Genomic DNA, 22,525 nt, shown 5'->3' on the forward strand with positions numbered 1-22,525 from the left:
GGACCATTGAACTGATGCACGCTCTCCGTTGTGTGGGGCGTAAGCTGCATTCGGCTCACGAGCCGAACTTGCTCAATTTCGCATTCGCCCGATTATCCTTGCGCCCCTCTGTCAGCTGACGTGGTCGCGCGTTAGACGTGAAGCTCCCCCGCTTCACGCTCCGCGAGCACCTCGGCTCGCCGTTGCGCAGCCAACGGAGACCATCTCATGACCAAACCAAGCATCGTTTTCGCGCACGGCCTCTGGGCTGACGGATCGTGCTTCGGCAAGCTGATCCCGACGCTGCAAGCCGAAGGCCACGAAGTCCTGGCGAGCCAGCACGGGCTCGATTCACTCGCAACCGACGTCGCCTGCGTGACGGCGTGTTTTGGCCGTGTTCCCGGACCCGTGGTCCTCGTCGGCCACTCCTATGGCGGCACACTGATCACGCATGCCGGAACCGATCCGCGGGTCGCCGCGCTGGTCTACATCGCGGCGCTCGCGCCCGCTGCCGACGAAACTTCGCAGAGCCAGATTGCAAAATTTCCGACGACGCAGGTGTTCGGCCACATCGACGCGCCGGCGGGCCGTGTCTGGCTCAAGCCAAGCGGCCTGACGCACTTTGCCGGCGACCTGCCCGAAGCCGAGCAAAAGCTGGTCTACGCAACGCAAGGGGCGCCGGTTGCGGATCTCCTGACCCAAAGGGTCGATGGCACAGCGTGGACCTCGAAGCCGAGCTGGTACATCCTCGCCAGCAAGGACCAGACGGTTCACCCCGATCTGCAACACTTCGTCTCGAAGCGCATGAACGCCACCGTGACCGAAGTGCCTTCGTCCCACGTCCCGATGCTGTCGAAGCCGGATGTGGTGCTGGATGTGATCCGGAAGGCTGCGAATGCGGTCACAGCGAAGTAGCATCGGCTGACATACCATACCGAACCAATGCAGATGACGTTGTCATTCTTCAGATCAGGTCCGGGCGGCGCGAGACCGCCCGGACCTTTTGTCCATCGCGAAAACGCCATGCCGATTTCTGCTTTTTCTAATATCGATTAATCCGATTGTAACAGCGCATATTATTCGTTTGTCAAAATCCTCCTTCTGCGTAGCCTGATCCCGCGCCATCGCCCGGCTGCCCGTAAAGGCCGCCCCCGAGAACAGCGAGGCACCGGAGGATTGGATGACGACGACGCTCGACGCATCGGGAATGCCTGCACGTTCGCTGCTGCCCTTCCTTGATCGCGAGCACACGATCGCGAGGCCGGGCTACAGCCGATGGATGGTGCCGCCCGCGGCGCTTTGCGTGCATTTGTGCATCGGGCAGGCCTACGCCTTCAGCGTCTTCAACCTGCCGATGACCAAGCTGATCGGCGTCACCCAATCGGCCTCCGGCGACTGGAAGCTCACCGAGCTCGGCTGGATTTTCTCCATCGCGATGGTGTTCCTCGGACTGTCGGCCGCAGTGTTCGGACGCTGGGTCGAGGAAGGCGGCCCGCGCAAGGCGATGTTCACCGCCGGCGTTGCCTGGGCGAGCGCGTTCCTGATCTCGGCCCTCGGCGTCTATTTCCACAATCTCTGGATCATCTATCTCGGCTACGGCGTGATCGGTGGCTGCGCGCTCGGCATCGGCTACATCTCCCCGGTTTCGACGCTCATGAAGTGGTTTCCCGACCGGCCGGGCATGGCGATCATGGGCTTTGGCGGCGGCGCGCTGATCGCTTCCCCCCTCTCCGTATGGCTGATGAGCAAGTTTGCGACCACGAGCGACGTCGGCGTGCTCGGCGCCTTCATCACGCTCGGCTGTGTCTACTTCGTCTTCATGATGGTCGGCTCCGCCATCGTGCGCGTGCCGGCGCAGGGCTGGAAGCCGGAGGGTTATGTGCCGCCTGCGGCCGCCACCAAGCTGATGACCAGGAACGACGTGTTCGTCTACCAGGCGGTCAAGACGCCGCAGTTCTGGCTGATCTGGATCGTGCTGTTCTGCAACACCACCGCCGGCATCGGCGTGCTCGGCCAGGCCTCGGCGATGAGCCAGGAGATGTTCCCCGGCCACATCACCGCGGTGGCGGCCGCAGGTCTCGTCGGCCTGATGAGCCTGTTCAACATGGGCGGACGTTTCAGTTGGGCCTCGCTATCCGACTTCATCGGACGCAAGAACACCTATTTCGTCTACATGGTGCTCGGAATCGCCCTCTACGTGACCGTGCCCTATGCCGGCGCGAGCGGCAATGTCGTGCTGTTCGTGCTGTGCTTCCTGATCATCGTCAGCATGTATGGCGGCGGCTTTTCCACCGTGCCGGCCTATCTGCGCGACATGTTCGGCACGCGCTATGTCGGCGCCATCCACGGCATCCTGCTGACGGCCTGGTCGATGGCCGGAATCGCCGGGCCTGTGCTGATCAACTACATCCGCGAATACAACGTCACGCACGGCGTGCCGAAGGCGCAGGCCTACAACACGACCATGTACATCATGGCCGGACTGCTCGTGGTCGGCTTCCTCGCCAATCTCTGCGTCCGCGCCGTCGACAAGCGTCATCACATGGAAGACGAGGACCGTTCAGGTCTCGAGGCGGCGCGTGCTGCCTGACGTTCGGACGAACACAAGGAGGCGACCATGACCACGACATCACGGAGCGAAGCGTCATTCTCCCAATCGCTGCTGAGCTGGATCGCCTGGCGGGTATCACGGACGATCGCGGCGATGCGGCCGGTGCATCGTGCCACCGAGATCGCGGCCGCAGCCGCGGCGAGCAACAATCCCTCGGGGGCGTGACATCATGCAGACCGCTCAGACGGCAAAGACCACCCCGCTGCAATTGGCGCTGGCCTGGAGCTTTGCGGGCATCCCCCTGCTTGCGGGCGTGATCCAGACCCTGCTCAACGCCATGAAGCTGTTTCAGTAGGCGGCGAATGCGTCCCACGAACAAGCGTGCAACGCTTCTCAGCGGCGCGCGACGGTTGATAACCGACGAAGGCTTCGCCATCACCGTGCTGGCCGCGGTGATCGCCGCTGCAGTTCTCGCCGTCGGCTTCGACGCGACTGCGGACATCGTCGTCGCGACGCTCGCACTTGGCGCGGTGACGGCGCTGGCCGAGACCCGCCTGCACCGGCGCGGATAGATCCAGTCAAACGAGCCGTCAGCGGCGCTTGCGCGCGCCACGCGCCGGCGGTTCCGTCACGCGCCGGGTCTGCTCGGCGGCGAGGTCGCGCATGATCGCTATCGCGCTCTGCACGTGGTCGTCGGGCTGGTCGACCGAATAGACGACATAGGCCGGCATCGAGAATTTCGGCGCTCCCACCGCCAGGTGCAGCCGCCGCGCCTTCAGCAGCGGCTCGACGATCCGGTGCGCAAAATAGCCGGAGCCGCCGTTGGCGAGAACGTGCTGCAGCCCGAGCCAGCCGATGTTGGCGGTCAGCGCAGGCCCAGCGAAATTGGGAAAGACGGCGCTGTGGCGCGCGTAGAATTCCGGCCCCCAGTCGACATAGACGTAGCCGTCCTGCGGCTCCGGGTCGCTCCTGGGATTGGTCGACACCAGCACGAGCTGCTCCTCGATCAGCAACTCGACCTTGAGGCCGGGGCGGCTTTGCGGGGTGTACATCACGCCGATGTCGATGCGTCCCTCGACCAGCCCCTGCATCAGTTCGGGCTCAAGGGCACTCTCGGCCCGGATGGATATCTGCGGATTGGCCTCCTGCATGCGCGGCACCCAAAGCAGCAGGAACTCCTCCCACAGGCCGATGCGGCCACCGACCACCAGCGCCCCGCTAAAGCCCTTGGGGAGGCCGACGTCGTGGCGGGCCTGCTCGACGGTGCGAACAAGCGTCGAGGCATGGCGCTGAAATTGCCGCCCAGCCACCGTAAGCGTCGCGCCTGCCTTGTTGCGCACGAACAGCGTGCAGCCGAGCAGCTCCTCGAGCGAGTGTATCCGCGTGCTGACGGTGGACTGGCTGACGTGAAGCCGGTCGGCGGCGGTGATGAAATTGCCGGTCGCGACCACGGTCAGGAATGTACGCGCGAGCTCGGTATCCAGGGGCGCACCTCACACATCGACATTGTCGATATGAAAGGCGCTGTCTTGAGAGATGTCAAACCGAAGCAGTGCCGCTCAGCAGCCGAGCTTGTCGGCAATCCCGCCAAAATCCTTGGCGACGATGTCCCAGTTGCCGGTCGCCTCGAAATCGACCTTTTGGAGCGGACCGTACTCTGTGGGTCTCGCCACGAAAGCGGTCTTCAGCCCGTTCTTCTGGGCGGCGGCGAGATCGCCGTTGTGGGCGGCGACCATCATCACCTGCTCCGGCTTGAGGCCGAGCAGGCGCGCGGCGCCGAGATAGGTCTCGGGATCGGGCTTGTAGTGCTCGAACAGCTCGGCCGACATGATGAGGTCCCACGGCAGGCCTGCGAACTTCGCCATGTTGGTGAGCAGCGCGACGTTGCCGTTCGACAGCGGCGAGATCACGAATTTCGACTTCAGCCGTGTGAGGCCCGCGACACTGTCGGGCCAGGGATGCAGACGGTGCCAGCCCTTGGTGATGTAGTCGAGGTCGGCCTCGGTCAAACCCTTGATCGCGAACTTCTCGACCAGCTTGTCCAGCGAGCGGCGGTGCAGGACGTCGAGGATGACATAGCCACGTTCGGGGTGCTTGCGCACGTCATCCATGGCGGCCGTGTACATGCCGCGCCAGCCGTCGACCAAAGCGGTCCAGTCGGCGGAGATGCCGCGGCCCTTGCCCCACCACGTGAGGTCGGTGATCAGGCTGGTGCGCCAGTCCACGACGGTGCCGAACACGTCGAAGACCAGGGCTTTGACGGAGGAGAGATCGGACATGTGCGCTTCCTCTTTTGTTGTTCTTGTCATTCCGGGGGGCGCGTCAGCACCAACCCGGAATCCAGAAGTTATGGCGCGAGATTCCGGTTTCTCCGGGCCGCGCGCTTTGCGCGGTCCCGTCGCCCCGGAATGACGAAGCGCGTCAGCCCAGGTAAAACTTCTCCAACTGCCGGTGCTCGGCCTTGATGTAACGCACGGTGCCGGTGACGGAGCGCATCACGACCGTCTCGGTCTCGATCACGCCGTCCTTGCGGAACTTGACGCCCGACAGCAACGAGCCCGTGGTGACGCCGGTGGCAGCGAACAGGCAGTCGCCGCGCGCCATGTCCTCGATGCCGTAGATCATCTTGGGATCGTTGACGCCCATCTTGGCGGCGCGCTCGCGCTTCTCGTCGGAATCCAGGATCAGGCGGCACTGCATCTGGCCACCGATGCAGCGCAGCGCCACGGCCGCGAGCACGCCTTCCGGCGCGCCGCCGGTGCCGAGATACATGTCGACGCCGGTGTTATCGGGGTCGGCGCAGTGGATTACGCCGGCCACGTCGCCGTCGGTGATGAGGCGGACGGCGGCACCGGTCGAGCGCACGCTCTCGATGATGCTGGCATGGCGCGGGCGGTCGAGCACGAGAACGGTGATGCCTTCCGGCTGGACACCCTTGGCCTTGGCGAGGCGGCGGACGTTGTCGGCGGGCGAGGCATCAATTTCGACAACACCCTTGTCGTAGCCGGGACCGATCGCGAGCTTCTCCATGTAGACGTCAGGAGCGTGCAGCAGCGTGCCGCCGTCGGCCATCGCCATGGTGGCAATCGAGCCCGGCATGTTCTTGGCGCACAGCGTGGTGCCTTCGAGCGGGTCGACCGCGATGTCGACCTGCGGGCCGGCGTTCATGCCAACCTTCTCGCCGATGAACAGCATCGGCGCCTCGTCGCGCTCGCCCTCGCCGATCACGATGGTGCCCTCGATCGGCAGCTTGTTGAGCTCGCGCCGCATGGCGTCCACCGCGGCCTGGTCGGCCGCCTTCTCGTTGCCGTGCCCGCGCAGCCGCGCCGAAGAAACCGCCGCCCGCTCCGTCACCCGCACGATCTCCAGCGTGAGGATGCGCTCGAGCAACGCGTGCGGCGGGACTGAAATATGGGTCGACATCGGCTAACTCCTTCGGAACAGTTTTGGACGGAGATCTCCGTCCGCATCAACTCGTAACACCCACAGTTCGTTCGAACCGTGTCCTATTGTTTGAGCATGACCTTTCCGGAAAACCTCTTCACACTTTTCCGGGTCATGCTCAGTTCTTCTCGATCCGGATCACCTGTGGCCGTCCGCTGATCACCTTGTCCTTCTGCACGGCCGCGAGCGCGCGTCGCACGGCGTCCTCATGCGTCGCATAGGTGATCAGGATGACGGGCACGGGCACCGCCTTGCCGTTCGCCGGCGCAGCGCCGCCATTGGGATGACGCTGCACGATCGACTCGATCGAAATCTTCTGCTCCGCGAGCCGGGTCGCGATCGCGGCCGCAGTGCCCGGGAAATCCCGCGCCAGCAGGCGGATATAGTAGCCGCCCTCGTGCCGCTCCATCGGCGCCTTCTTGGTGTCGCGCAGATGCGAGATCGGCCGGCCGAACGGATTGGCGCGGATGCCGCGCGCAACGTCGGCGATGTCGGCGACGACGGCGGATGCGGTCGCAGCACCGCCGGCACCGGGGCCGACCAGCGTGATCGGAGGAATGCCCTCGCCATCGATCGTGACCGCATTGGTGACACCCATCACCTGCGCGATCGAGGAGGATTTTGGAACCATGGTCGGGTGCACGCGCTGCTCGATGCCCTTGGCGGTACGGACGGCAACACCGAGCAGCTTGAGCCGGTAACCGAGATCGTCGGCCGCGCGCAGATCTTCCGGCGCGATGGATGAGATACCTTCGACATACACAGCGCTTTGAGCAACTTTCGTGCCGAAAGCGAGGCTGGCGAGAATGGCAAGTTTTTGCGCGGTGTCGTGGCCATCGACGTCGAAGGACGGATTGGCCTCGGCGTAGCCGAGCCGCTGCGCATCCTTGAGACATTCGGCGAAGGACAGGCCCTCCTGCTCCATCCGCGTCAGGATGTAATTGCAGGTGCCGTTGAGGATGCCGTAGACGCGGGTGACGCCGGTTCCGGCAAGCCCTTCGCGTAACGTTTTGATGACAGGGATCGCGGCGCCGACCGCTGCCTCGAAATTCAGCGCGCCGCCGTGCTTTTCGGCGGCCTTGGCAAGCTTCAGGCCGTGCTTGGCGAGCAGCGCCTTGTTGGCGGTGACGACCGACTTGCCCGCATTCAGTGCCGCTTCGACCGCAGAGAGAGCGGGATCACCGGCGCCGCCCATCAGCTCGACGAAGCAGTCGATGCCGGGATGCGTGGCCAGTGCCATGGGGTCCCTGACCCATTCGATGCCGCGCAGATCGACGCCGCGCTTCTTCGCCTTCGAGCGCGCGGTGACGGCGACGACGCGAATGCCGCGGCCGCTGCGGCCCGCGAGCACGCGGGCCTGGGTCTCGATCAAACGGACAACTTCGGCGCCCACGGTGCCGAGCCCCGCTATGCCCACTTTCAGGGGTGCAACCATGATGCTTTAGAAAACCTGCCGAAGAGAAACTTAACGCCGATTGGCGAGCGGAACGACGTTGTGCAACGTTTCGATGCCGCTTTCAAGGAAGCGGCGCACGCCGCGCGCGGCTTGTCTGATCCGTTGCTCGTTTTCCACCATGGCGATGCGGACATATCCTTCACCGTGCTCGCCGAAGCCGACACCGGGCGAGACCGCGACGCCGGATTTCTCCACCATCAGGGTTGCGAACTGCATGCTGCCGACGCTGCGGAAGGCCTCCGGCAGCGGCACCCATGCGAACATCGAGGCTTCCGGCGGCGGGATCTCCCAGCCGGCGCGGCCGAATGACTCCACCAGCGCGTCGCGGCGCTTGCGGTAGGTGTCGCGCATCTCCTTGATGCAATCGTCGGGGCCGTTCAGCGCGGCGGTCGCGGCGACCTGCACCGGCGTGAAGGCGCCGTAGTCGAGGTAGGATTTGACGCGGGCGAGCGCGGCGATCACGCGGTCGTTGCCGACCGCAAAGCCCATGCGCCAGCCGGCCATCGAATAGGTCTTCGACATCGAGGTGAACTCGACGGTGACGTCGATCGCGCCGGGCACCTGGAGCACCGAGGGCGGCGGGTTGTTCTCGTCGAAATAGACTTCGGCATAGGCGAGATCGGACAGGATCAGTATCTCGTGCTGCTTCGCGAACGCGACGAGGTCCTTGTAGAAGTCGAGGCTCGCGACATAGGCGGTCGGATTCGAGGGGTAGCAGACGACGAGCGCGAGCGGCTTCGGGATCGAATGCACGATCGCCCGTTCCACCGCCTCGAAGAATTGCGGCGTCGGCTCCGAGGGCACCGAGCGGATCACGCCGCCCGCCATCAGGAAGCCGAAAGCGTGAATCGGGTAGCTCGGGTTCGGGCAGAGGATGACGTCGCCGGGCGCGGTGATCGCCTGCGCCACATTGGCAAAGCCCTCCTTCGAACCCAGCGTCGCGACGACCTGGGTATCGGGGTTGAGCTTCACGCCGAAGCGGCGGGCGTAATAAGCGGCCTGGGCCCGGCGCAGCCCGGGGATGCCGCGGGAGGCCGAGTAGCGGTCGGTGCGCGGCTTGCCCAGCGTCTCCTTCAGCTTCTCCAGCACATGTGCTGGCGCCGGCAGGTCCGGATTGCCCATGCCGAGGTCGATGATGTCGGCGCCGGCATTCCGCGCGGCCGCCTTGGCCCGATTGACCTGCTCGAACACGTAAGGCGGAAGGCGGCGGATGCGGTAAAACTCTTCCATGGCTCTCTGGGCTCCGGGCACCCGGTCAGGACAGAATCGACCGGCCATGACAGCCGCTCGGGAAAGCCCTCGCCCCCTCGCGAAAATCACTCAAAATCAAACGCTTAGAGCAATATTCGACGGCAGGAGCTGAAGTCGTTCGCCCTGACTCTCGGCTGAACTGAGGTCTTTTAGCACGGCATGGCGGGGGCGCCAGCGATTACGCCGCGTTACTTGGCGTCTTTTGCGGCAACCGATTGGCGGTCGCGCGCGGCGGCCAGCTCGGCTTCAATCTTGGCGCGCTGGTCCGGCGGGATGATCACCTGATCACGATCCGGTGGCAGATCGTGCACCGGAAGGTACGAGCCGGGCTCCCTGGGATGGGCCTGCGCGTCGGTGGGGGTATAGTCAGCCAGCTGACTCGAGCAGCCGCCCAAGGCAAGCGCCGCCATCAGCAGCGCGCCACAGATCGGCAGCGACTTTTGCAGGTCCCTCAACGCCAACACTTGGGAAATCCCCTACTCGTCCCAACGCAAGGCTGCCGGAGCTTAACCCGACAACCTGCCCAAGCTCAAACCATTGCTGCCCACAAATGGTACGAGCGAGAATACTTCCAAGGCCCACTGCGGAAGAGGTGCACGCTGATTGTGACAAAACCAAGGGGCTTTGTCGCAGTGCAGCACATGTTGGAGCTTGTTTAACGCCAAACATGCGAGCTTCGCGGTGACGAATACAGAATGAATCGTTACTGTTCTGCTCATGAGTACCGCCACAACCGACACGCCCAAACCCGAGACGAAGTTCGATGCGGAAGCCTTCGCGATGAATGTCGCGCGGGCGATGGAGAGCGGCGGCAAGGCGCTCGCCGCGTATCTGAAACCACGCGAGAGCGGCGACGTGCAGGATCGCCCGCCGGCCGAGCTTACGGAAGTGGTCAAGGCCTTCACGTCGGTCGCCCAATACTGGATGTCAGATACATCCCGCGCGTCCGATCTGCAGACCAAGCTCGCCAAGGATTATCTCGACCTCTGGGGCTCGGCGGCGCGCCGCATGGCTGGCCAGGACGCTTCACCCGCGATCGCGCCCTTGCCGCGCGACAAGCGCTTTGCCGATCCGGAATGGAAGTCGAACCAGTTCTTCGATTTCGTGATGCAGCTCTATCTGCTCACAGCCAAATGGGCGCAAGAGCTGGTGCACGACGCCGAGCTCGATCCGCAGACCCGCCGCAAGGCGGAGTTCTACGTCCAGCAGGTCACCAATGCGATCTCGCCGTCGAACTTCGTCCTGACCAATCCGGAAGTGCTGCGCGAGACGGTGGCGAGCAGCGGCGAAAATCTCGCACGCGGCCTGAAGATGCTGGCCGAGGACATCGCGGCCGGCAAGGGCATGCTGAAGATCCGCCAGTCCAATCCGGACAATCTCGTCGTCGGCGTCAACATGGCGACGACGCCGGGCAAGGTGATCTACCAGAACGAGATGATGCAGCTGATCCAGTATTCGCCGACCACGGAGAACGTGCTGCGCACGCCGCTCCTGATCGTGCCGCCCTGGATCAACAAGTTCTACATCCTCGATCTCAAGCCGGAGAAATCCTACATCAAGTGGTGCGTCGACCAGGGCATCACCGTGTTCGTGATCTCATGGGTCAATCCCGACAAGCGGCTCGGCAACAAGAGCTGGGAAGACTACATGAAGGAAGGCCCGCTCACGGCGATGGACGTGATCGAGAAGGTCACTGGCGAGTTGAAGGTGCACACCGCCGGCTATTGCGTCGGCGGCACCATGCTCGCGACCACGCTGGCCTGGCTCGCCGAGAAGCGCCGCCAGCGCGTGGCGTCGGCGACGTTCTTCGCCGCGCAGGTCGACTTCACCCATGCCGGCGATCTCCTCGTGTTCGTCGACGAGGATCAGATCGCGGCCCTCGAGCAGGACATGAAGGTGGCCGGCGTGCTCGAAGGCTCGAAGATGGCGATGGCCTTCAACATGCTGCGCTCCAACGATCTGATCTGGTCCTATGTCGTCAGCAACTATCTGAAGGGCCAGCAGCCGAGCGCGTTCGACCTCTTGCACTGGAATTCGGACGCGACGCGCATGACCGCGTCGAACCATTCCTATTACCTGCGCAACTGCTATCTGGAGAACCGGCTCTCCACCGGCACGATGGTGCTCGACAACACGCTGCTCGACCTCTCCAAGGTCAAGGTGCCCGTCTACAACCTCGCCACCCGCGAGGACCACATCGCGCCGGCCGAATCGGTGCTGTACGGCTCGCAGTTCTTCGGCGGCCCGGTGAAATACGTCCTGTCCGGCTCGGGCCACATCGCCGGCGTGGTCAACCCGCCCGCCTCGAACAAGTACCAGTACTGGACCAACGACAACGTCAAGGACGTCAACGTCGCCGAGTGGATGAAGGGCGCGGTGGAGCACAAGGGCTCGTGGTGGCCGGACTGGCGCGAATGGCTCGGCGGGCTCGATCCCGAGGAAGTCCCGGCGCGCGTGGTCGGCAGCGAGGCCCTGCCCGCGATCGAGGACGCGCCCGGCAGCTATGTCAGGGTTCGCGCCTAGCGGGATTTCATTGCGCATGGCGCAATCCTGCGCGCTTGTATAATCTCGCGTTCAACACAGCGACGACAGAGGGGACCGGGTTATGACGCGCGAATTGTTCTGGCTGACACTGACGGTGATCCTGACCGGGATCCTCTGGATTCCCTACACCATCAACCGCTGCCAGGTTCGGGGGCTCAGTGGCGCCTTGGCCAATCCCTCGCGCGCCGACAAGCCGCAGGCGGAGTGGGCGAACCGCCTGATGTTCGCGCATGACAACGCCGTCGAAAACCTCGTGCTCTTCGCGCCGCTGGTGCTGATCCTGAACGCGATCGACTATTCCTCGAAATGGACCGTGCTCGCCTGCGCGGTCTATTTCTGGTCGCGTGTCGCGCATCTGATCGTCTATGCGCTCGGAATCCCGGTGTTCCGGACTCTCGCCTTCACCGTCGGCTTCCTCGCCCAGGCCGTGCTTGCGCTGGCAATCTTCAAGGTGTTTTGAAGTCGCAGCGTCCAGGGTCGCTGGACGCTGCTGCAATCCAAAGATACCCTCGCATCGTAACAACCGAAGCGGGGGAAATCCCGATGCGGATCCTTTTGCCAGTCCTCGCGGTGCTCGCGCTCGCCGGATCATGTCGCGAGGCCGGCGCGCAGGCACCATGTCCTGAACTGCCACGCCTGCGTAGCGAGGCTGTCGAGGCCTCAAAACCGACGACGCGCGCCTTGATGTCGGACCGCCGCGACGCCTACATCCGGGCCTCGCGCGCCTGGAGCGCCGTGGTCGATTATGCGAACGACCATCGGGACGTCTGCGAAATCTCCGACCGCTTGCTTGGCGACCTCGAGACATATCGCCGCGAGGCCGTGGCGGCCCGCGAGAATGTTTGCGCCGGCCGCCCTGTTCGACCGTTTCCAGCCGACATTGTTTCGCAGTGAGTGACGGCGCGTTACGTCAGGCCCCGGCCTGCAGCGCATCGCTCTGAAGGAGCGTTGCGCTGCGCCCGGGGCACGAGGCTGCCCTACTCCTCCGGCAGCCCCAGCATCAGCCGCATGTTCTGCACGGCCGCACCCGAGGCGCCCTTGCCCAGATTGTCGAGCCGGGCGACCAGCACCGCCTGGTGATATTTGTCGCTGGCGAAGACGTAGAGCTCGAGCATGTTGGTCTCGTTGAGCGCCTCCGGCTCGAGCTTGCCGCCCTTGGTCGCCTCGTTCTGGAGCGGCATCACCGAGACATATTTCGAGCCGGCGTAACGCTTGGCCAGCGCGGCCTGAAGGTCCGCACCGCTGGGCTTGCCCGGCAGCGCGTCGAGCTGGAGCGGCACCGAGACCAGCATGCCCTGCCGGTAGTTGGCGACCGAGGGAATGAAGATCGGCCGCCGCGTCAGTTTCGAATAGAGCTGCATCTCCGGCAGATGCTTGTGCTCGAAGCCGAGGCCGTAGAGCTCGAAGGACGGCGCGCTGCCGTCTTCGAAGCTCGCGATCATCGACTTGCCGCCGCCGGAATAGCCGCTCACCGCATTGACGGTGACGGGATAATCGGGCGGCAACAGACCGGCATCGACGATCGGCCGCAGCAGCGCGATCGCACCGGTCGGATAGCAGCCGGGATTGGAGACCTTCTTCGCGGCCTCGATCTTGCCGGCCTGGTCCGGCGTCAGCTCCGGAAAGCCGTAGGCCCAGTCGGGCGCGACCCGGTACGCGGTGGAAGCGTCCAGCACCTTCGGCGCTGAAGCGCCCATGCTGTCGACCAGCGCCACTGTTTCCTTCGCGGCATCGTCAGGCAGGCAGAGGATGACGAGATCGACCTCCTCCATCAGCGCCTTCTTGGCCGCGGGGTCCTTGCGTTTGTCGTCGGAGATCGTCTTCACGGTGACGTCGCTCTGGAGCTTCAGCCGCTCGTTGATGCCGAGCCCGGTGGTGCCGGAGCCGCCGTCGACGAACACGGTGGCGGGCTTCTTGGCTGCGCCGGTGGTCGGGGCCTTGGTGGTTTCGGTGAGGCTCATGGCGCGCTCCTTTCGAGCATGTTGGTTTCGTTCGCGAAGGCCTCCGGCCTCACGTCCTGCATCAGCTGTGCAATCTCTCTGGCGTCGGCAGCGGGTTGCGCACCGAGCGCGTTGGCGATCGCGGTATAGTCGGCGTCCGATTTGTGCTGGTTGAGCTTGAAGCTGCCTTCGACCTCTTCAACCGTCATGACCAGGCCCACGATTCCCTTCTTCAACGCTTCCAGCCGGCCTGCCGTCATCTTCGCCGATGTCCACGGCGCTTTCGGCAACAGCCAGCTCTCGAACTTGTCGCTCAGCGTGTCGATCTGCACCGCCAGCTGATCGTCCGACAAGAGGCGCACCGGCCCGCTCAGATGCACCGACTGGTAGAGCCAGGTCGGCACCTGATCCGGCGAGACGTACCAGTCGGGCGATACATAGGCATCGGGGCCGTTGACCGCGAGCAGCCAGGAGGTCGCGCCGTCCGCCAGCTTTAGCAGCGGATTGTGACGGGCGACATGAAAGGCGGCCTGCGGCGTGCCGTCAGCGGCGTAAGTCAGGTAGAACGGCAGCGGCGAGGCGACCGGCTTGTGGCCGTCGAAGGCGCACATCGTGCCGAAGCCGCGCTCCTCGGCGAATTTCAGGCTCGCGGCGCGGTCCTGCTTGAAAAAGGGTGGCGTGTACATCGTGGTCTCCTGCTGGGCCTCCTCGGGGGGCCGCCGGATCAGATCGCGCTGACAGGAGAGAGAGAATGCCGCGGATCGGATCCAGCGGCAAAGACGATGATCTCAAACGCGATCGACCGCCCAAACCGCTAAAGAGCGGCGGCGGCGACGGGCGAACAGGATGGTCGCGGCGTTGATCATGGCGCGCGGCTATAAGGCCAGAGGGTTCCAGGGTCAAGTCCAAATCGATGGGGCGTGACGGCTGCCGCACCTCGTGACGGCAGGATGCCGCACGAGTGACGGCAGGATGCCGCACGGATGTCATCGGGTCGCAGCGGAATTTCCCTTAAGCATAGGGGTTCCCGAGAGAGGACTGGCGCGCCACAACCCCGCCGGTCCACGCCTTTCGTTCGCAACCCAGCCCAGGACATCGCCATGACCGAGATCACCCGTCGCGCAACGCTGGCCGGCGCCGCCGCCTCGGCGCTCCTGCCCTTCGTGAAGACCTCGCCCGCGAGCGCCGCCGCGCCCCCGGCAGCGACCCAGAATGCGAGCTTCTACCGCTACAATGTCGGCACCCACCAGATCACCGTGGTCTGCGACGGCGTCGCGACCGTCAACCTGACGGACAATTACGCTGCCGGCGCCAGCAAGGACGACATCAACAAGGTCTTCGCCGAGAACCATCTGCCGACCGACAAGGTCACCCACACCTTCAATCCGGTCGTCGTCAACACCGGGCCGAAGCTCGTCGTGATCGACACCGGTCTCGGGCCCGACCAGTTCACGCAGACCAAAGGCAAGGTCGGCCAGTTCCACAACAACCTTGCGGCGGCCAGCATCGACCGCGCGGCAGTCGACACCGTCATCATCTCGCACTTCCACGGCGACCACATCAACGGCCTGCTCGCGGCCGAGAACAAGCCGGCCTTCCCCAACGCCGAGATCATGGTTCCGGCAGTGGAATGGAAGTTCTGGATGGATGACGGCGAGATGAGCAAGGGGACCGGCAATCCGATCCTTGAGGGCAACTTCAAGAACATCCGCCGCGTATTCGATGCGCTCGGCCGCAAGGTCACGCAATACGACTCCGGCAAGGAAGTCGCGCCCGGCATCACTTCGGTGGCGAGCCCGGGCCACACGCCGGGACACAACTCCTTCATCGTCGCGTCCGGCGCGGAAAAGGTACTTGTGCAGGTCGACATCACCGCAGGCGCAGCGTTCCTGTTCGTGAAGCACCCCGAATGGAACATCGCCTCCGACGTCGACAAGCCGCTGGCGCAAGAGACGCGGCGGAAGCTCTACGACATGGCGATTGCCGAGAAGATGCCGATCCAGGCCTTCCATGCCGCCTTCCCCGGTCTCGTCCGCGTCGAGAAGGAGAAGGATGGTTCGGGCTATCGCTGGATTCCGTCGATCTGGAATGCCTCGCTTTAGGCTCTGCCGTATGCGCTGACCGGGCGGCCGAGCTGCCCGGTCAGATCACGCGCCAGATCCATTCCATGATCTTCGCGATCACGTCGCCGAACAGCAGCAGCGCCGCGGACCAGACCAGCGCCGAGATGAAATTGGCGGCCTGAAAACTCCAATAGGGCATCTCGAAAATGCCGGCTGCGAGCGGCACCGAGGCGCGCAAGGGGCCGAAGAAGCGGCCGATGAAGATGCTGGGCACGCCCCAGCTCCGCACGAAGGCTTCGCCCCTGGGCAGCAGCTCCGGATAGCGCGAGAGCGGCCACATCTGCGCGACCTGCTCCTTGTAGCGATAGCCGAACCAGTAGGAGACCCAGTCGCCGAGCGCAGCACCGATGCCGCCGGCGATCCAGACCGGATAGAAGCTGATGCCGCTGGCCCCGATCAGCGCGCCGATCGCAACCAGCGCCCCCCAGGCCGGGATCAGCAGCGAGATGAAGGCCAGCGACTCCCCGAAGGCGAGCAGGAACACGATCGGGGCCGCCCAGGCCTGGTGAGCGCGCACGAAATCGGCCAGCGCGTGCGCGTACTGCTCCATTCCAGATTGCCTTCCCGCCCCGTCACGGTCCTGTCAGATAAAAGGACTGGTAAGCCAAGGACTTGTGTGACATCAAGTCACAAAGCCGGGCCTGAGCCGGGCCCAGGTGTCAAATTGCCGGGAATTGGTGGGGCCTGCGGCGTAAAATCGCCGGGATTGGCTCCCAACCACACCCGCCGGGCGGAGCTGCGGTGACCTTTGCAGGCCAGCCGTGGCATAGTCGGCCCAACCGATTCGCCGCCATCGCGGCCATCAAAGTGCATCAAAATATATGTCCAAGCAGTTGAAGCCAAAAGCAAAAGACGATTTTTTCGGCGGCGATGAGCCGAAGTCGCGCGCGCCCGCCAAGGCGGCCTCGCGCGGGACCGGCGGCGAAGCCGACTACACTGCGGCCGATATCGAGGTGCTCGAAGGCCTGGAACCGGTGCGCCGCCGGCCCGGCATGTATATCGGCGGCACCGACGAGAAGGCGCTGCATCACCTCTTCGCCGAAGTCATCGACAACTCGATGGACGAGGCGCTGGCCGGGCACGCGACCTTCATCGGAGTCGAGCTCAGCGCCGACGGGTTCCTGACCGTCACCGACAACGGCCGCGGCATCCCGATCGATCCGCATCCCAAATTCCCGAAGAAGTCGGCGCTCGAAGTCATCATGTGCACGCTGCATTCGGGCGGCAAGTTCGACTCCAAGGTCTACGAGACTTCCGGCGGTCTGCACGGTGTCGGCATCTCCGTGGTGAACGCCCTCTCCTCGCTGCTTGAGGTCGAGGTCGCGCGCAGCCAGAAGCTCTACCGCATGACGTTCGAGCGCGGGCACCCGAAGGGCAAGCTCGAGGATCTCGGCAAGATCAACAACCGCCGCGGCACCCGCGTGCGCTTCAAGCCCGACACCGACATCTTCGGCGCCAAGGCCGCATTCAAGCCGCAGCGCCTGTTCAAGATGACGCGCTCGAAGGCCTATCTGTTCGGCGGCGTCGAGATCCGCTGGAATTGCGCACCCGAGCTCTTGAAGGGCGTCGAGGATGTCCCGGCGGAAGCGACCTTCCACTTCCCCGGCGGCCTCAAGGATTACCTCGCCGCAGCGATCCACGCCGACACGCTGGTGCATCCCGACATCTTCTCCGGCAAATCGGGCCGCAACGGCGCGCATGGCGCCTGCGAATGGGCTGTCGCCTGGACCGCGGATGCCGACGGCTTCCTGTCGTCCTACACCAACACCGTGCCGACGCCCGATGGCGGCACGCACGAATCCGGCCTGCGCAGCGCGCTCCTGCGCGGCCTGAAGGATCACGCCGAGCGCGTCGGTCAGGGCAAGCGCGCGTCATCCATTACGTCGGAAGACGTCATGGTGGGCGCGGCCGTGATGCTGTCGGTGTTCGTGCGCGAGCCTGAATTTCAGGGCCAGACCAAGGATCGTCTCGCCACCGCCGAAGCGCAGCGCATCGTCGAACAGGCGATGAAGGATCCGTTCGACCACTGGCTGTCGGGCAATCCGAACATGGCCAACCGGCTGCTCGACTTCGTGATCGACCGCGCCGAGGAGCGGCTGCGCCGTCGCCAGGAAAAGGAAACGGCACGCAAGACCGCCGGCAAGAAGCTGCGCCTGCCCGGCAAGCTCGCCGACTGCACCGATGCCGGCACCGAGGGCTCCGAGCTCTTCATCGTCGAGGGTGACTCGGCAGGCGGCAGCGCCAAGCAGGCCCGTGATCGCAAGACGCAAGCGGTGCTGCCGCTGCGCGGCAAGATCCTCAACGTCGCCTCGGCCGGCAAGGACAAGCTGACGGCGAACGCGCAGCTCTCCGACCTCGTGCAGGCGATCGGCTGCGGCCAGCTTTTGCAATATCGCGAAGAGGATCTGCGCTATCAGCGCATCATCATCATGACCGACGCCGACGTCGACGGCGCCCACATCGCCTCGCTCCTGATCACCTTCTTCTACCGGCAGATGCCGCGGCTGATCGACGAGGGCCACCTCTTCCTTGCGGTGCCGCCGCTCTACAAGCTGACCCATGGCTCGAAGTCCGTCTACGCACGCGACGACAAGCACAAGGAGACGCTGCTCAAGAGCGAGTTCAACGCCAACGCCAAGGTCGAGGTGAACCGCTTCAAAGGTCTCGGTGAGATGATGCCGGCGCAGCTCAAGGAAACCACCATGGATCCGCGCAAGCGGACGCTGCTCAAGGTGGTGCTGCTCGCCGACGACCGCGACACCACGGCGGATTCGGTGGAGCGGCTGATGGGCACCAAGGCCGAGGCGCGCTTCGCGTTCATCTCGGACAAGGCGGAGTTCGCGAGCGAGGAACTGCTGGACGTCTGAGGCAGTCTTCTGACGTCACGCAAGAAGCCCCGGCTACGGCCGGGGCTTTTTTGTTTGCGGCCCTTCGCGGAGGCGCCGACCAGACCGCCTCCGCTGCCCGACTCACCTTGAGGCGGAACGACTCGGCCAACGACTCATCGGAACCAAGGCTGAGGCAGGATTGCTACCATTTCGGACAGAGCCGGAATTGCTAACGAGAAGTTACCTGAATTCGGCCTTCGGAAAATAACGCAACACATTGGGATATTAGAGTTATTTCTGATTTCGGCGATCGCGCCAAAAATCGCTGCGGAGCAGCGTTTCCCGGCGACTGTGCCTGTCCGGCAACAGCATTTCGGCGGAAAGCGGCTATAGTCCGGGCATCAGATCAATCGGACTTCAGTGCGCTCGCGCCTGCCGGACAGACCAAAGCTTGGGGATTTTAACATGAAGAAGATTTTGCTCGCACTGACCGCGGTTGCCGCGATGACCGGTTCGGCGTCGGCGGCCGACCTGGCCGCCCGTCCCTACGTGAAGGCTCCGATGCCGGCGCCCGTCGCCAATTGGACCGGCTTCTACATCTTCGGCGGTGGCGGTGGCGGCCTCTCGCATGCCGATCAATCGATTGTCGACACTGTCAGCGGCACCCCGCTGACGATCACCCAGCGCCAGGGTGGCTCGGGCTGGTTCGGCACCGTGGGCGCCGGTTACGACTGGCAGTTCAGCGGCACCTGGGTCGCCGGTGTGTTCGCTGACGGTCAGTTCGGCAGCATCCGCGCCACCATCCAGGATCCGGGCAACAATATCACGGGCAACCAGAAGCTGGAAACCTCCTGGGCCGCTGGTGTGCGCCTCGGCTGGCTGGCCGCTCCGAACGTTCTCACCTACGTCAACGGCGGTTACTCGGGCGCCCACTTCGGCCAGACCAACTTCACTGACCTCGCTGGCGTCCCGGTCGGTGCCCACCTCAACAGCTACAACCGCAACGGCTGGTTCATCGGTGGCGGCGTCGAGAACAGCCTGAACTTCTTCGGCATCAGCTCGCCCGGCTGGTTCATGAAGACCGAGTATCGTTCGGCCTTCTACAACGCCAAGACCCAGGACGAGCTGTTCGACGTCAGCAATCTCCCGGTCGGCCAGAGCATCCGCGCCAACAGCTGGAACCAGACGATCTCGACCTCGCTGGTCTACCGCTTCAACTGGACCGGTCCGGTCGTCGCGAAGTACTGATCTGATCTGAAATTCAGACGTCAAAGCCCCGGCATTGTCCGGGGCTTTTTCGTTGCGGCTTCTGTTTTGCGGAGTTCAAGGCTCGAAACATCGAGAGCTCCGGTGCACGGTGCCCCCAGCAGGTCGTGCCAGTCCGGAGGCGTCGCCTGAAGCTCTGCGTTCCCGATTCATATGTACCTGACCGGCAACAGCTTTTTGGCTGGAACCGCCTATAGCTTGGTCATCCGATGACTCGAAGTTCAGCGCGCTCGCGCCGAACAGACCAGGGTTGGGATTTTATCATGAAGACGTTTTTGCTCGCTCTGACGGCAATGGCGGCGATGACCGGTTCGGCCGCGGCGGCTGATCTTGGGGCCCGCCCTTATGTGAAGGCTCAGGCGCCAGTCCAAAGCTGGACCGGCTTCTACATCTTCGGCGGCGGCGGCGGCGGTCTGTGGTCCGCTGACAGCAACGTTCAGAGCACCGGTGTTGCCGGAGGGTTCGGTGCCTTCGCACCTGCGGGCACCGCTATAACCCGCGATACGCGCCTGGGTGGCAGCGGCTGGTTTGGAACCGTCGGCGCCGGTTACGATTGGCAATTCAACGGCCGTTGGGTGGCCGGCGTGTTCGCCGACGGACAGTTCGGTGACATCAGTGGCTCGCTGACCGACCCCGCCTTCTGGCAGACGGAAGGCCGCCAAAAGCTTCGCACCAGCTACACGGCCGGCGCGCGGCTAGGCTATCTCGTTGCGCCCAATGTCCTGTCCTACGTCAACGCCGGTTACTCGGGTTCGGAATGGTCGGGCACGTCTCAGACGTTTCTGGGTGTGGGACCGGGCGCCAGTACCGCGACGCAGACGACCACAGGCTCCTTCCACCGCGATGGCTTTTTCGTTGGCGGTGGCGTCGAGAACAACCTCGACATTTTCGGAATTGCTGCGCCCGGCTGGTTCATGAAAACCGAATACCGCTCAGCGTACTATGACCGCATTTCCCGGCCCACGACGTTTGCTCCGGGCAATGACTTCGGCGCCCCGGCGGTGGGTCTGACGGGCACCGCAATTACCTTCAAGCCCTGGGTCCAGACCATCAGCACGTCGCTGGTCTACCGCTTCAACTGAAACGGCCCCACTCCTGAGACAAGTCCCGATCCAGTCTGGATATCGGACGTCAAAGCCCCGGCATCGTTCGGGGCTTTTTCGTTGCCGAATTGTCAGCGGCCGACGCTCGCGGCCAGAGACCGGTACGTCTCTCCAAGCCGGTTCGATCCCCGCCCAGTCGGCCTCGGTGATCGCCTCGCTCCGCGCTTCGCGAAACGCCATGGCGTCCGCCCGCGCGATGCCGAACTGCCTGATGCCGGAATCGTCCGCGCTCTTGCCGTAGGGTCAGCGCCACCACGCGTGCGATGGTGAGGCCCTAGTCGCGCGGGTCCACCGCCTCGCGCCGCGCCTGCCACCAGTCAAGCTCGAGACGGGCGGCCTCGTGCGCGTCGGACGACACTGGCGCGGCCGATGCAAAATCCCGGTAGTATCCAACGAGCGCTGGCAGGGCCGCATCGGCCTCCCGGCGTGATCGCGTCGGCTGGAACGTCCTGGCGGCCCCGGCGGCGCCGAGCGCGATCTGCAAGCTTCCTAGCGGTGAAAAGCCGAACTGCGTCCGCGTCGATTCGTAGAGATGGTGGAACAGCGCGGCATAGCGCTTGTCGTAATAGTCGCGCCACATCGCGGTCTCGAGCCGCGCCATCTCGGCCGGATCGAACGCCCGCAGATCCGCACGCCGTGGAATGACGGCATAGGCCGCCACCAGTGCGGCCGCAGCCGCGATGCCAAGGGTGCTACCAAGGATCATCTTCCGCACGGACATGGATCCTCCCAGCGGCCCTGCATCCGCAGCCATTGTATCCAAACCGAAGCTACGGCTAGTCTGGCGGGAAGTTTTCGTGACAAGCGGCGATCGTTGATGCCGTAGGCCACGACAGAAGCAAACCAACGGGGAGGAATGCATGCGCAGATTTCTGCTGATCGCAGGCCTGTTTGCCCTCGCCGTCGGGCTGCTCTGGATCGGACAGGGAACGGGCACCGTCGCCTGGCCGCGGTCGAGCTTCATGGTCAACCAGTTGCAATGGGCCGGCTATGGCGCAGCCATGGCCGGCTTCGGACTGGTCCTGATCTGGCAGAGCAACCAATAGAAGAAACCAGGGAATACAAATATGACATCCAACCGGTTCGATCTCCGCGGCAAAGTCGCGATCGTCACAGGGGGCAATGGCGGCATCGGTCTTGGCCTCGCCCACGGACTCGCCGATGCCGGCGCCGATATCGCCGTGGTCGCACGTAACGAAACCAAGTCGGCCGCTGCCGTTGCCGATCTCAGAGAGCGCGGCGTGAAGGCGATTGCCGTCGCCACCGACGTCACCGACAAGGCGGCGGTCGCGGCCATGATCGACCGCGTCGTCAAGGAGCTCGGCCGGATCGACATCCTCATCAACAATGCCGGCATGAGCATCCGCAAGCCGCCGCACGAGCTCGAGCTCGACGAGTGGAACAAGGTGATCGACACCAACCTCACCAGCGCTTTCGTGTGCTCGAAGCTGGCCTATCCGGCGCTGAAGGCGTCGGGCAACGGCAAGGTGATCAATATCGGCTCGATGATGTCGATCTTCGGCGCGAGCTTCGCCACCGCCTATGCGGCAAGCAAGGGCGGCATCGTGCAGTACACGCGCGCGTGCGCCAATGCGTGGGCGCCCGACAACATCCAGGTCAACGCCATCCTGCCGGGCTGGATCGACACCGACCTCACCCGCGGCGCGCGGCAGCAGGTCTCGGGACTGCATGAGCGCGTGCTGGCGCGCACGCCCGCGGGACGCTGGGGCGATATCGACGACTTCGCCGGCATCGCCGTGTTCCTCGCCTCGCCCGCCTCGAACTTCGTCACGGGCACTGCGATCCCCGTCGACGGTGGATTCTCCGTGATGGCGTAAGCTTGCCCCGCGGTCGACGAAAAAGCCCCGGCAGATGCCGGGGCTTTGAAAGCTCTCACGTTCGGAGAGATCAGTACCTTGCGACGACGGCCGAGGGACTGAAGCGGTAGTTCACGCCGACGCGCACCGCATCAACGACATGACTGAAACGATACGTCGCGGAGTCCGTGGGGGCAGAAATAGGCAAGTGCTATTTACCTAC

General features: G+C 64.3%; 24 protein-coding genes. 14 read left to right on the forward strand and 10 right to left on the reverse strand.

All coding sequences use genetic code 11. The features are described from left to right. Positions 1 to 207: 207 nt before the first annotated feature. From AC1DW2_RS11420 to AC1DW2_RS11440, 5 genes are all read left to right on the forward strand, one after another. Entirely contained in the window at positions 208 to 894 is a 687-nt protein-coding gene (locus tag AC1DW2_RS11420; protein ID WP_477006050.1) for an alpha/beta fold hydrolase, read from the forward strand. A gap of 265 nt (positions 895 to 1,159) precedes the next feature. Further along, the gene (locus AC1DW2_RS11425; RefSeq protein ID WP_477006051.1) at positions 1,160 to 2,569 is read left to right on the forward strand and encodes an OFA family MFS transporter; all 1,410 of its coding nucleotides are present in this window, start codon (positions 1,160 to 1,162) and stop codon (positions 2,567 to 2,569) included. A gap of 27 nt (positions 2,570 to 2,596) precedes the next feature. After that, positions 2,597 to 2,755, forward strand: coding sequence for a hypothetical protein (locus AC1DW2_RS11430; RefSeq protein WP_477006052.1), 159 nt, complete (start codon positions 2,597 to 2,599; stop codon positions 2,753 to 2,755). A gap of 4 nt (positions 2,756 to 2,759) precedes the next feature. Then, positions 2,760 to 2,885: an MFS transporter small subunit gene (locus AC1DW2_RS11435; protein WP_014495518.1), complete on the forward strand. Its 126-nt coding sequence runs from the start codon at positions 2,760 to 2,762 to the stop codon at positions 2,883 to 2,885. 7 nt (positions 2,886 to 2,892) lie between these two features. Then, positions 2,893 to 3,102 (forward strand): hypothetical protein, encoded by a 210-nt coding sequence (locus AC1DW2_RS11440; protein ID WP_028153596.1) that lies wholly within the window; start codon positions 2,893 to 2,895, stop codon positions 3,100 to 3,102. An 18-nt stretch (positions 3,103 to 3,120) separates the two neighbouring features. On the opposite strand, the gene AC1DW2_RS11445 is transcribed toward AC1DW2_RS11440, so the two are convergent. The 6 genes from AC1DW2_RS11445 to AC1DW2_RS11470 all read right to left on the reverse strand — a co-directional run bounded on the left by AC1DW2_RS11445 (position 3,121) and on the right by AC1DW2_RS11470 (position 9,145). Further along, positions 3,121 to 4,014 carry a LysR family transcriptional regulator gene (locus tag AC1DW2_RS11445; RefSeq protein WP_477006141.1) on the reverse strand — a complete coding sequence of 298 codons (894 nt, stop codon included), beginning with the start codon at positions 4,012 to 4,014 and terminating at the stop codon, positions 3,121 to 3,123. Positions 4,015 to 4,089: 75 nt separating this feature from the next. Continuing rightward, positions 4,090 to 4,809 (reverse strand): haloacid dehalogenase type II, encoded by a 720-nt coding sequence (locus AC1DW2_RS11450; protein ID WP_477006053.1) that lies wholly within the window; start codon positions 4,807 to 4,809, stop codon positions 4,090 to 4,092. A gap of 142 nt (positions 4,810 to 4,951) precedes the next feature. Next, the gene (gene glpX / locus AC1DW2_RS11455) at positions 4,952 to 5,953 is read right to left on the reverse strand and encodes a class II fructose-bisphosphatase (RefSeq protein ID WP_063983497.1); all 1,002 of its coding nucleotides are present in this window, start codon (positions 5,951 to 5,953) and stop codon (positions 4,952 to 4,954) included. 139 nt (positions 5,954 to 6,092) lie between these two features. Beyond that, complete coding sequence (locus AC1DW2_RS11460) at positions 6,093 to 7,409, reverse strand: homoserine dehydrogenase (RefSeq protein WP_085401211.1); 1,317 nt, start codon at positions 7,407 to 7,409, stop codon at positions 6,093 to 6,095. A 30-nt stretch (positions 7,410 to 7,439) separates the two neighbouring features. Then, positions 7,440 to 8,660, reverse strand: coding sequence for an LL-diaminopimelate aminotransferase (locus tag AC1DW2_RS11465; protein WP_477006054.1), 1,221 nt, complete (start codon positions 8,658 to 8,660; stop codon positions 7,440 to 7,442). A 209-nt stretch (positions 8,661 to 8,869) separates the two neighbouring features. Further along, the gene (locus AC1DW2_RS11470) at positions 8,870 to 9,145 is read right to left on the reverse strand and encodes a hypothetical protein (RefSeq protein WP_477006055.1); all 276 of its coding nucleotides are present in this window, start codon (positions 9,143 to 9,145) and stop codon (positions 8,870 to 8,872) included. 253 nt (positions 9,146 to 9,398) lie between these two features. On the opposite strand from AC1DW2_RS11470, the gene AC1DW2_RS11475 reads away from it, so the two are divergent. From AC1DW2_RS11475 to AC1DW2_RS11485, 3 genes are all read left to right on the forward strand, one after another. Then, positions 9,399 to 11,204: a PHA/PHB synthase family protein gene (locus AC1DW2_RS11475; RefSeq protein ID WP_477006056.1), complete on the forward strand. Its 1,806-nt coding sequence runs from the start codon at positions 9,399 to 9,401 to the stop codon at positions 11,202 to 11,204. An 82-nt stretch (positions 11,205 to 11,286) separates the two neighbouring features. Next, positions 11,287 to 11,685, forward strand: coding sequence for an MAPEG family protein (locus AC1DW2_RS11480; RefSeq protein WP_028153058.1), 399 nt, complete (start codon positions 11,287 to 11,289; stop codon positions 11,683 to 11,685). A gap of 83 nt (positions 11,686 to 11,768) precedes the next feature. Beyond that, a complete protein-coding gene (locus AC1DW2_RS11485; RefSeq protein ID WP_477006057.1) occupies positions 11,769 to 12,119 on the forward strand; it encodes a hypothetical protein in 351 nt (116 codons plus the stop codon). 83 nt (positions 12,120 to 12,202) lie between these two features. Here AC1DW2_RS11485 and argC read toward each other — a convergent pair whose 3' ends face one another. Further along, positions 12,203 to 13,186, reverse strand: a complete 984-nt coding sequence (gene argC / locus AC1DW2_RS11490; RefSeq protein ID WP_477006058.1) for an N-acetyl-gamma-glutamyl-phosphate reductase — start codon at positions 13,184 to 13,186, stop codon at positions 12,203 to 12,205. Beyond that, positions 13,183 to 13,851 (reverse strand): FMN-binding negative transcriptional regulator, encoded by a 669-nt coding sequence (locus AC1DW2_RS11495; protein ID WP_282519444.1) that lies wholly within the window; start codon positions 13,849 to 13,851, stop codon positions 13,183 to 13,185. The genes argC and AC1DW2_RS11495 overlap by 4 nt, the downstream gene beginning before the upstream one ends. A gap of 414 nt (positions 13,852 to 14,265) precedes the next feature. Between AC1DW2_RS11495 and AC1DW2_RS11500 the strand changes: the two genes are divergently transcribed. Further along, positions 14,266 to 15,267 (forward strand): MBL fold metallo-hydrolase, encoded by a 1,002-nt coding sequence (locus tag AC1DW2_RS11500; protein WP_477006059.1) that lies wholly within the window; start codon positions 14,266 to 14,268, stop codon positions 15,265 to 15,267. Between the two features lie 40 nt (positions 15,268 to 15,307). Here the strand turns inward: AC1DW2_RS11500 and AC1DW2_RS11505 are convergent, their stop codons facing one another. Next, a complete protein-coding gene (locus tag AC1DW2_RS11505; protein WP_063983507.1) occupies positions 15,308 to 15,838 on the reverse strand; it encodes a DedA family protein in 531 nt (176 codons plus the stop codon). A gap of 271 nt (positions 15,839 to 16,109) precedes the next feature. Here AC1DW2_RS11505 and parE point away from each other — a divergent pair, with 271 nt between their 5' ends. The 3 genes from parE (at position 16,110) to AC1DW2_RS11520 (ending at position 20,464) form a co-directional block, all read left to right on the forward strand. Beyond that, the gene (parE, locus tag AC1DW2_RS11510; protein WP_071914292.1) at positions 16,110 to 18,155 is read left to right on the forward strand and encodes a DNA topoisomerase IV subunit B; all 2,046 of its coding nucleotides are present in this window, start codon (positions 16,110 to 16,112) and stop codon (positions 18,153 to 18,155) included. Positions 18,156 to 18,581: 426 nt separating this feature from the next. Then, entirely contained in the window at positions 18,582 to 19,364 is a 783-nt protein-coding gene (locus AC1DW2_RS11515; protein WP_477006060.1) for an outer membrane protein, read from the forward strand. 281 nt (positions 19,365 to 19,645) lie between these two features. After that, complete coding sequence (locus AC1DW2_RS11520; RefSeq protein WP_354179487.1) at positions 19,646 to 20,464, forward strand: outer membrane protein; 819 nt, start codon at positions 19,646 to 19,648, stop codon at positions 20,462 to 20,464. Between the two features lie 295 nt (positions 20,465 to 20,759). On the opposite strand, the gene AC1DW2_RS11525 is transcribed toward AC1DW2_RS11520, so the two are convergent. Beyond that, positions 20,760 to 21,206, reverse strand: coding sequence for a hypothetical protein (locus AC1DW2_RS11525; protein ID WP_354179489.1), 447 nt, complete (start codon positions 21,204 to 21,206; stop codon positions 20,760 to 20,762). Positions 21,207 to 21,345: 139 nt separating this feature from the next. On the opposite strand from AC1DW2_RS11525, the gene AC1DW2_RS11530 reads away from it, so the two are divergent. Both AC1DW2_RS11530 and AC1DW2_RS11535 read left to right on the forward strand, forming a co-directional pair. Beyond that, a complete protein-coding gene (locus AC1DW2_RS11530) occupies positions 21,346 to 21,531 on the forward strand; it encodes a hypothetical protein (protein WP_007609848.1) in 186 nt (61 codons plus the stop codon). Positions 21,532 to 21,552: 21 nt separating this feature from the next. Beyond that, entirely contained in the window at positions 21,553 to 22,323 is a 771-nt protein-coding gene (locus tag AC1DW2_RS11535; RefSeq protein WP_477006061.1) for an SDR family NAD(P)-dependent oxidoreductase, read from the forward strand. Positions 22,324 to 22,525 lie beyond the last annotated feature (202 nt).

This window comes from Bradyrhizobium sp. P3_C3 (assembly GCF_056402655.1).

What these genes read in the sequence shown, in the direction of transcription:
- AC1DW2_RS11420 (WP_477006050.1), top strand. Translation starts at nt 208, where the DNA reads ATGACCAAACCAAGCATCGTTTTCGCGCACGGCCTCTGGGCTGACGGA.
- AC1DW2_RS11425 (WP_477006051.1), top strand. Translation starts at nt 1,160, where the DNA reads ATGACGACGACGCTCGACGCATCGGGAATGCCTGCACGTTCGCTGCTG.
- AC1DW2_RS11430 (WP_477006052.1), top strand. Translation starts at nt 2,597, where the DNA reads ATGACCACGACATCACGGAGCGAAGCGTCATTCTCCCAATCGCTGCTG.
- AC1DW2_RS11435 (WP_014495518.1), top strand. Translation starts at nt 2,760, where the DNA reads ATGCAGACCGCTCAGACGGCAAAGACCACCCCGCTGCAATTGGCGCTG.
- AC1DW2_RS11440 (WP_028153596.1), top strand. Translation starts at nt 2,893, where the DNA reads ATGCGTCCCACGAACAAGCGTGCAACGCTTCTCAGCGGCGCGCGACGG.
- AC1DW2_RS11450 (WP_477006053.1), bottom strand. Translation starts at nt 4,809, where the DNA reads ATGTCCGATCTCTCCTCCGTCAAAGCCCTGGTCTTCGACGTGTTCGGC.
- glpX (WP_063983497.1), bottom strand. Translation starts at nt 5,953, where the DNA reads ATGTCGACCCATATTTCAGTCCCGCCGCACGCGTTGCTCGAGCGCATC.
- AC1DW2_RS11460 (WP_085401211.1), bottom strand. Translation starts at nt 7,409, where the DNA reads ATGGTTGCACCCCTGAAAGTGGGCATAGCGGGGCTCGGCACCGTGGGC.
- AC1DW2_RS11465 (WP_477006054.1), bottom strand. Translation starts at nt 8,660, where the DNA reads ATGGAAGAGTTTTACCGCATCCGCCGCCTTCCGCCTTACGTGTTCGAG.
- AC1DW2_RS11475 (WP_477006056.1), top strand. Translation starts at nt 9,399, where the DNA reads ATGAGTACCGCCACAACCGACACGCCCAAACCCGAGACGAAGTTCGAT.
- AC1DW2_RS11480 (WP_028153058.1), top strand. Translation starts at nt 11,287, where the DNA reads ATGACGCGCGAATTGTTCTGGCTGACACTGACGGTGATCCTGACCGGG.
- AC1DW2_RS11485 (WP_477006057.1), top strand. Translation starts at nt 11,769, where the DNA reads ATGCGGATCCTTTTGCCAGTCCTCGCGGTGCTCGCGCTCGCCGGATCA.
- argC (WP_477006058.1), bottom strand. Translation starts at nt 13,186, where the DNA reads ATGAGCCTCACCGAAACCACCAAGGCCCCGACCACCGGCGCAGCCAAG.
- AC1DW2_RS11495 (WP_282519444.1), bottom strand. Translation starts at nt 13,851, where the DNA reads ATGTACACGCCACCCTTTTTCAAGCAGGACCGCGCCGCGAGCCTGAAA.
- AC1DW2_RS11500 (WP_477006059.1), top strand. Translation starts at nt 14,266, where the DNA reads ATGACCGAGATCACCCGTCGCGCAACGCTGGCCGGCGCCGCCGCCTCG.
- AC1DW2_RS11505 (WP_063983507.1), bottom strand. Translation starts at nt 15,838, where the DNA reads ATGGAGCAGTACGCGCACGCGCTGGCCGATTTCGTGCGCGCTCACCAG.
- parE (WP_071914292.1), top strand. Translation starts at nt 16,110, where the DNA reads ATGTCCAAGCAGTTGAAGCCAAAAGCAAAAGACGATTTTTTCGGCGGC.
- AC1DW2_RS11515 (WP_477006060.1), top strand. Translation starts at nt 18,582, where the DNA reads ATGAAGAAGATTTTGCTCGCACTGACCGCGGTTGCCGCGATGACCGGT.
- AC1DW2_RS11520 (WP_354179487.1), top strand. Translation starts at nt 19,646, where the DNA reads ATGAAGACGTTTTTGCTCGCTCTGACGGCAATGGCGGCGATGACCGGT.
- AC1DW2_RS11525 (WP_354179489.1), bottom strand. Translation starts at nt 21,206, where the DNA reads ATGTCCGTGCGGAAGATGATCCTTGGTAGCACCCTTGGCATCGCGGCT.
- AC1DW2_RS11530 (WP_007609848.1), top strand. Translation starts at nt 21,346, where the DNA reads ATGCGCAGATTTCTGCTGATCGCAGGCCTGTTTGCCCTCGCCGTCGGG.
- AC1DW2_RS11535 (WP_477006061.1), top strand. Translation starts at nt 21,553, where the DNA reads ATGACATCCAACCGGTTCGATCTCCGCGGCAAAGTCGCGATCGTCACA.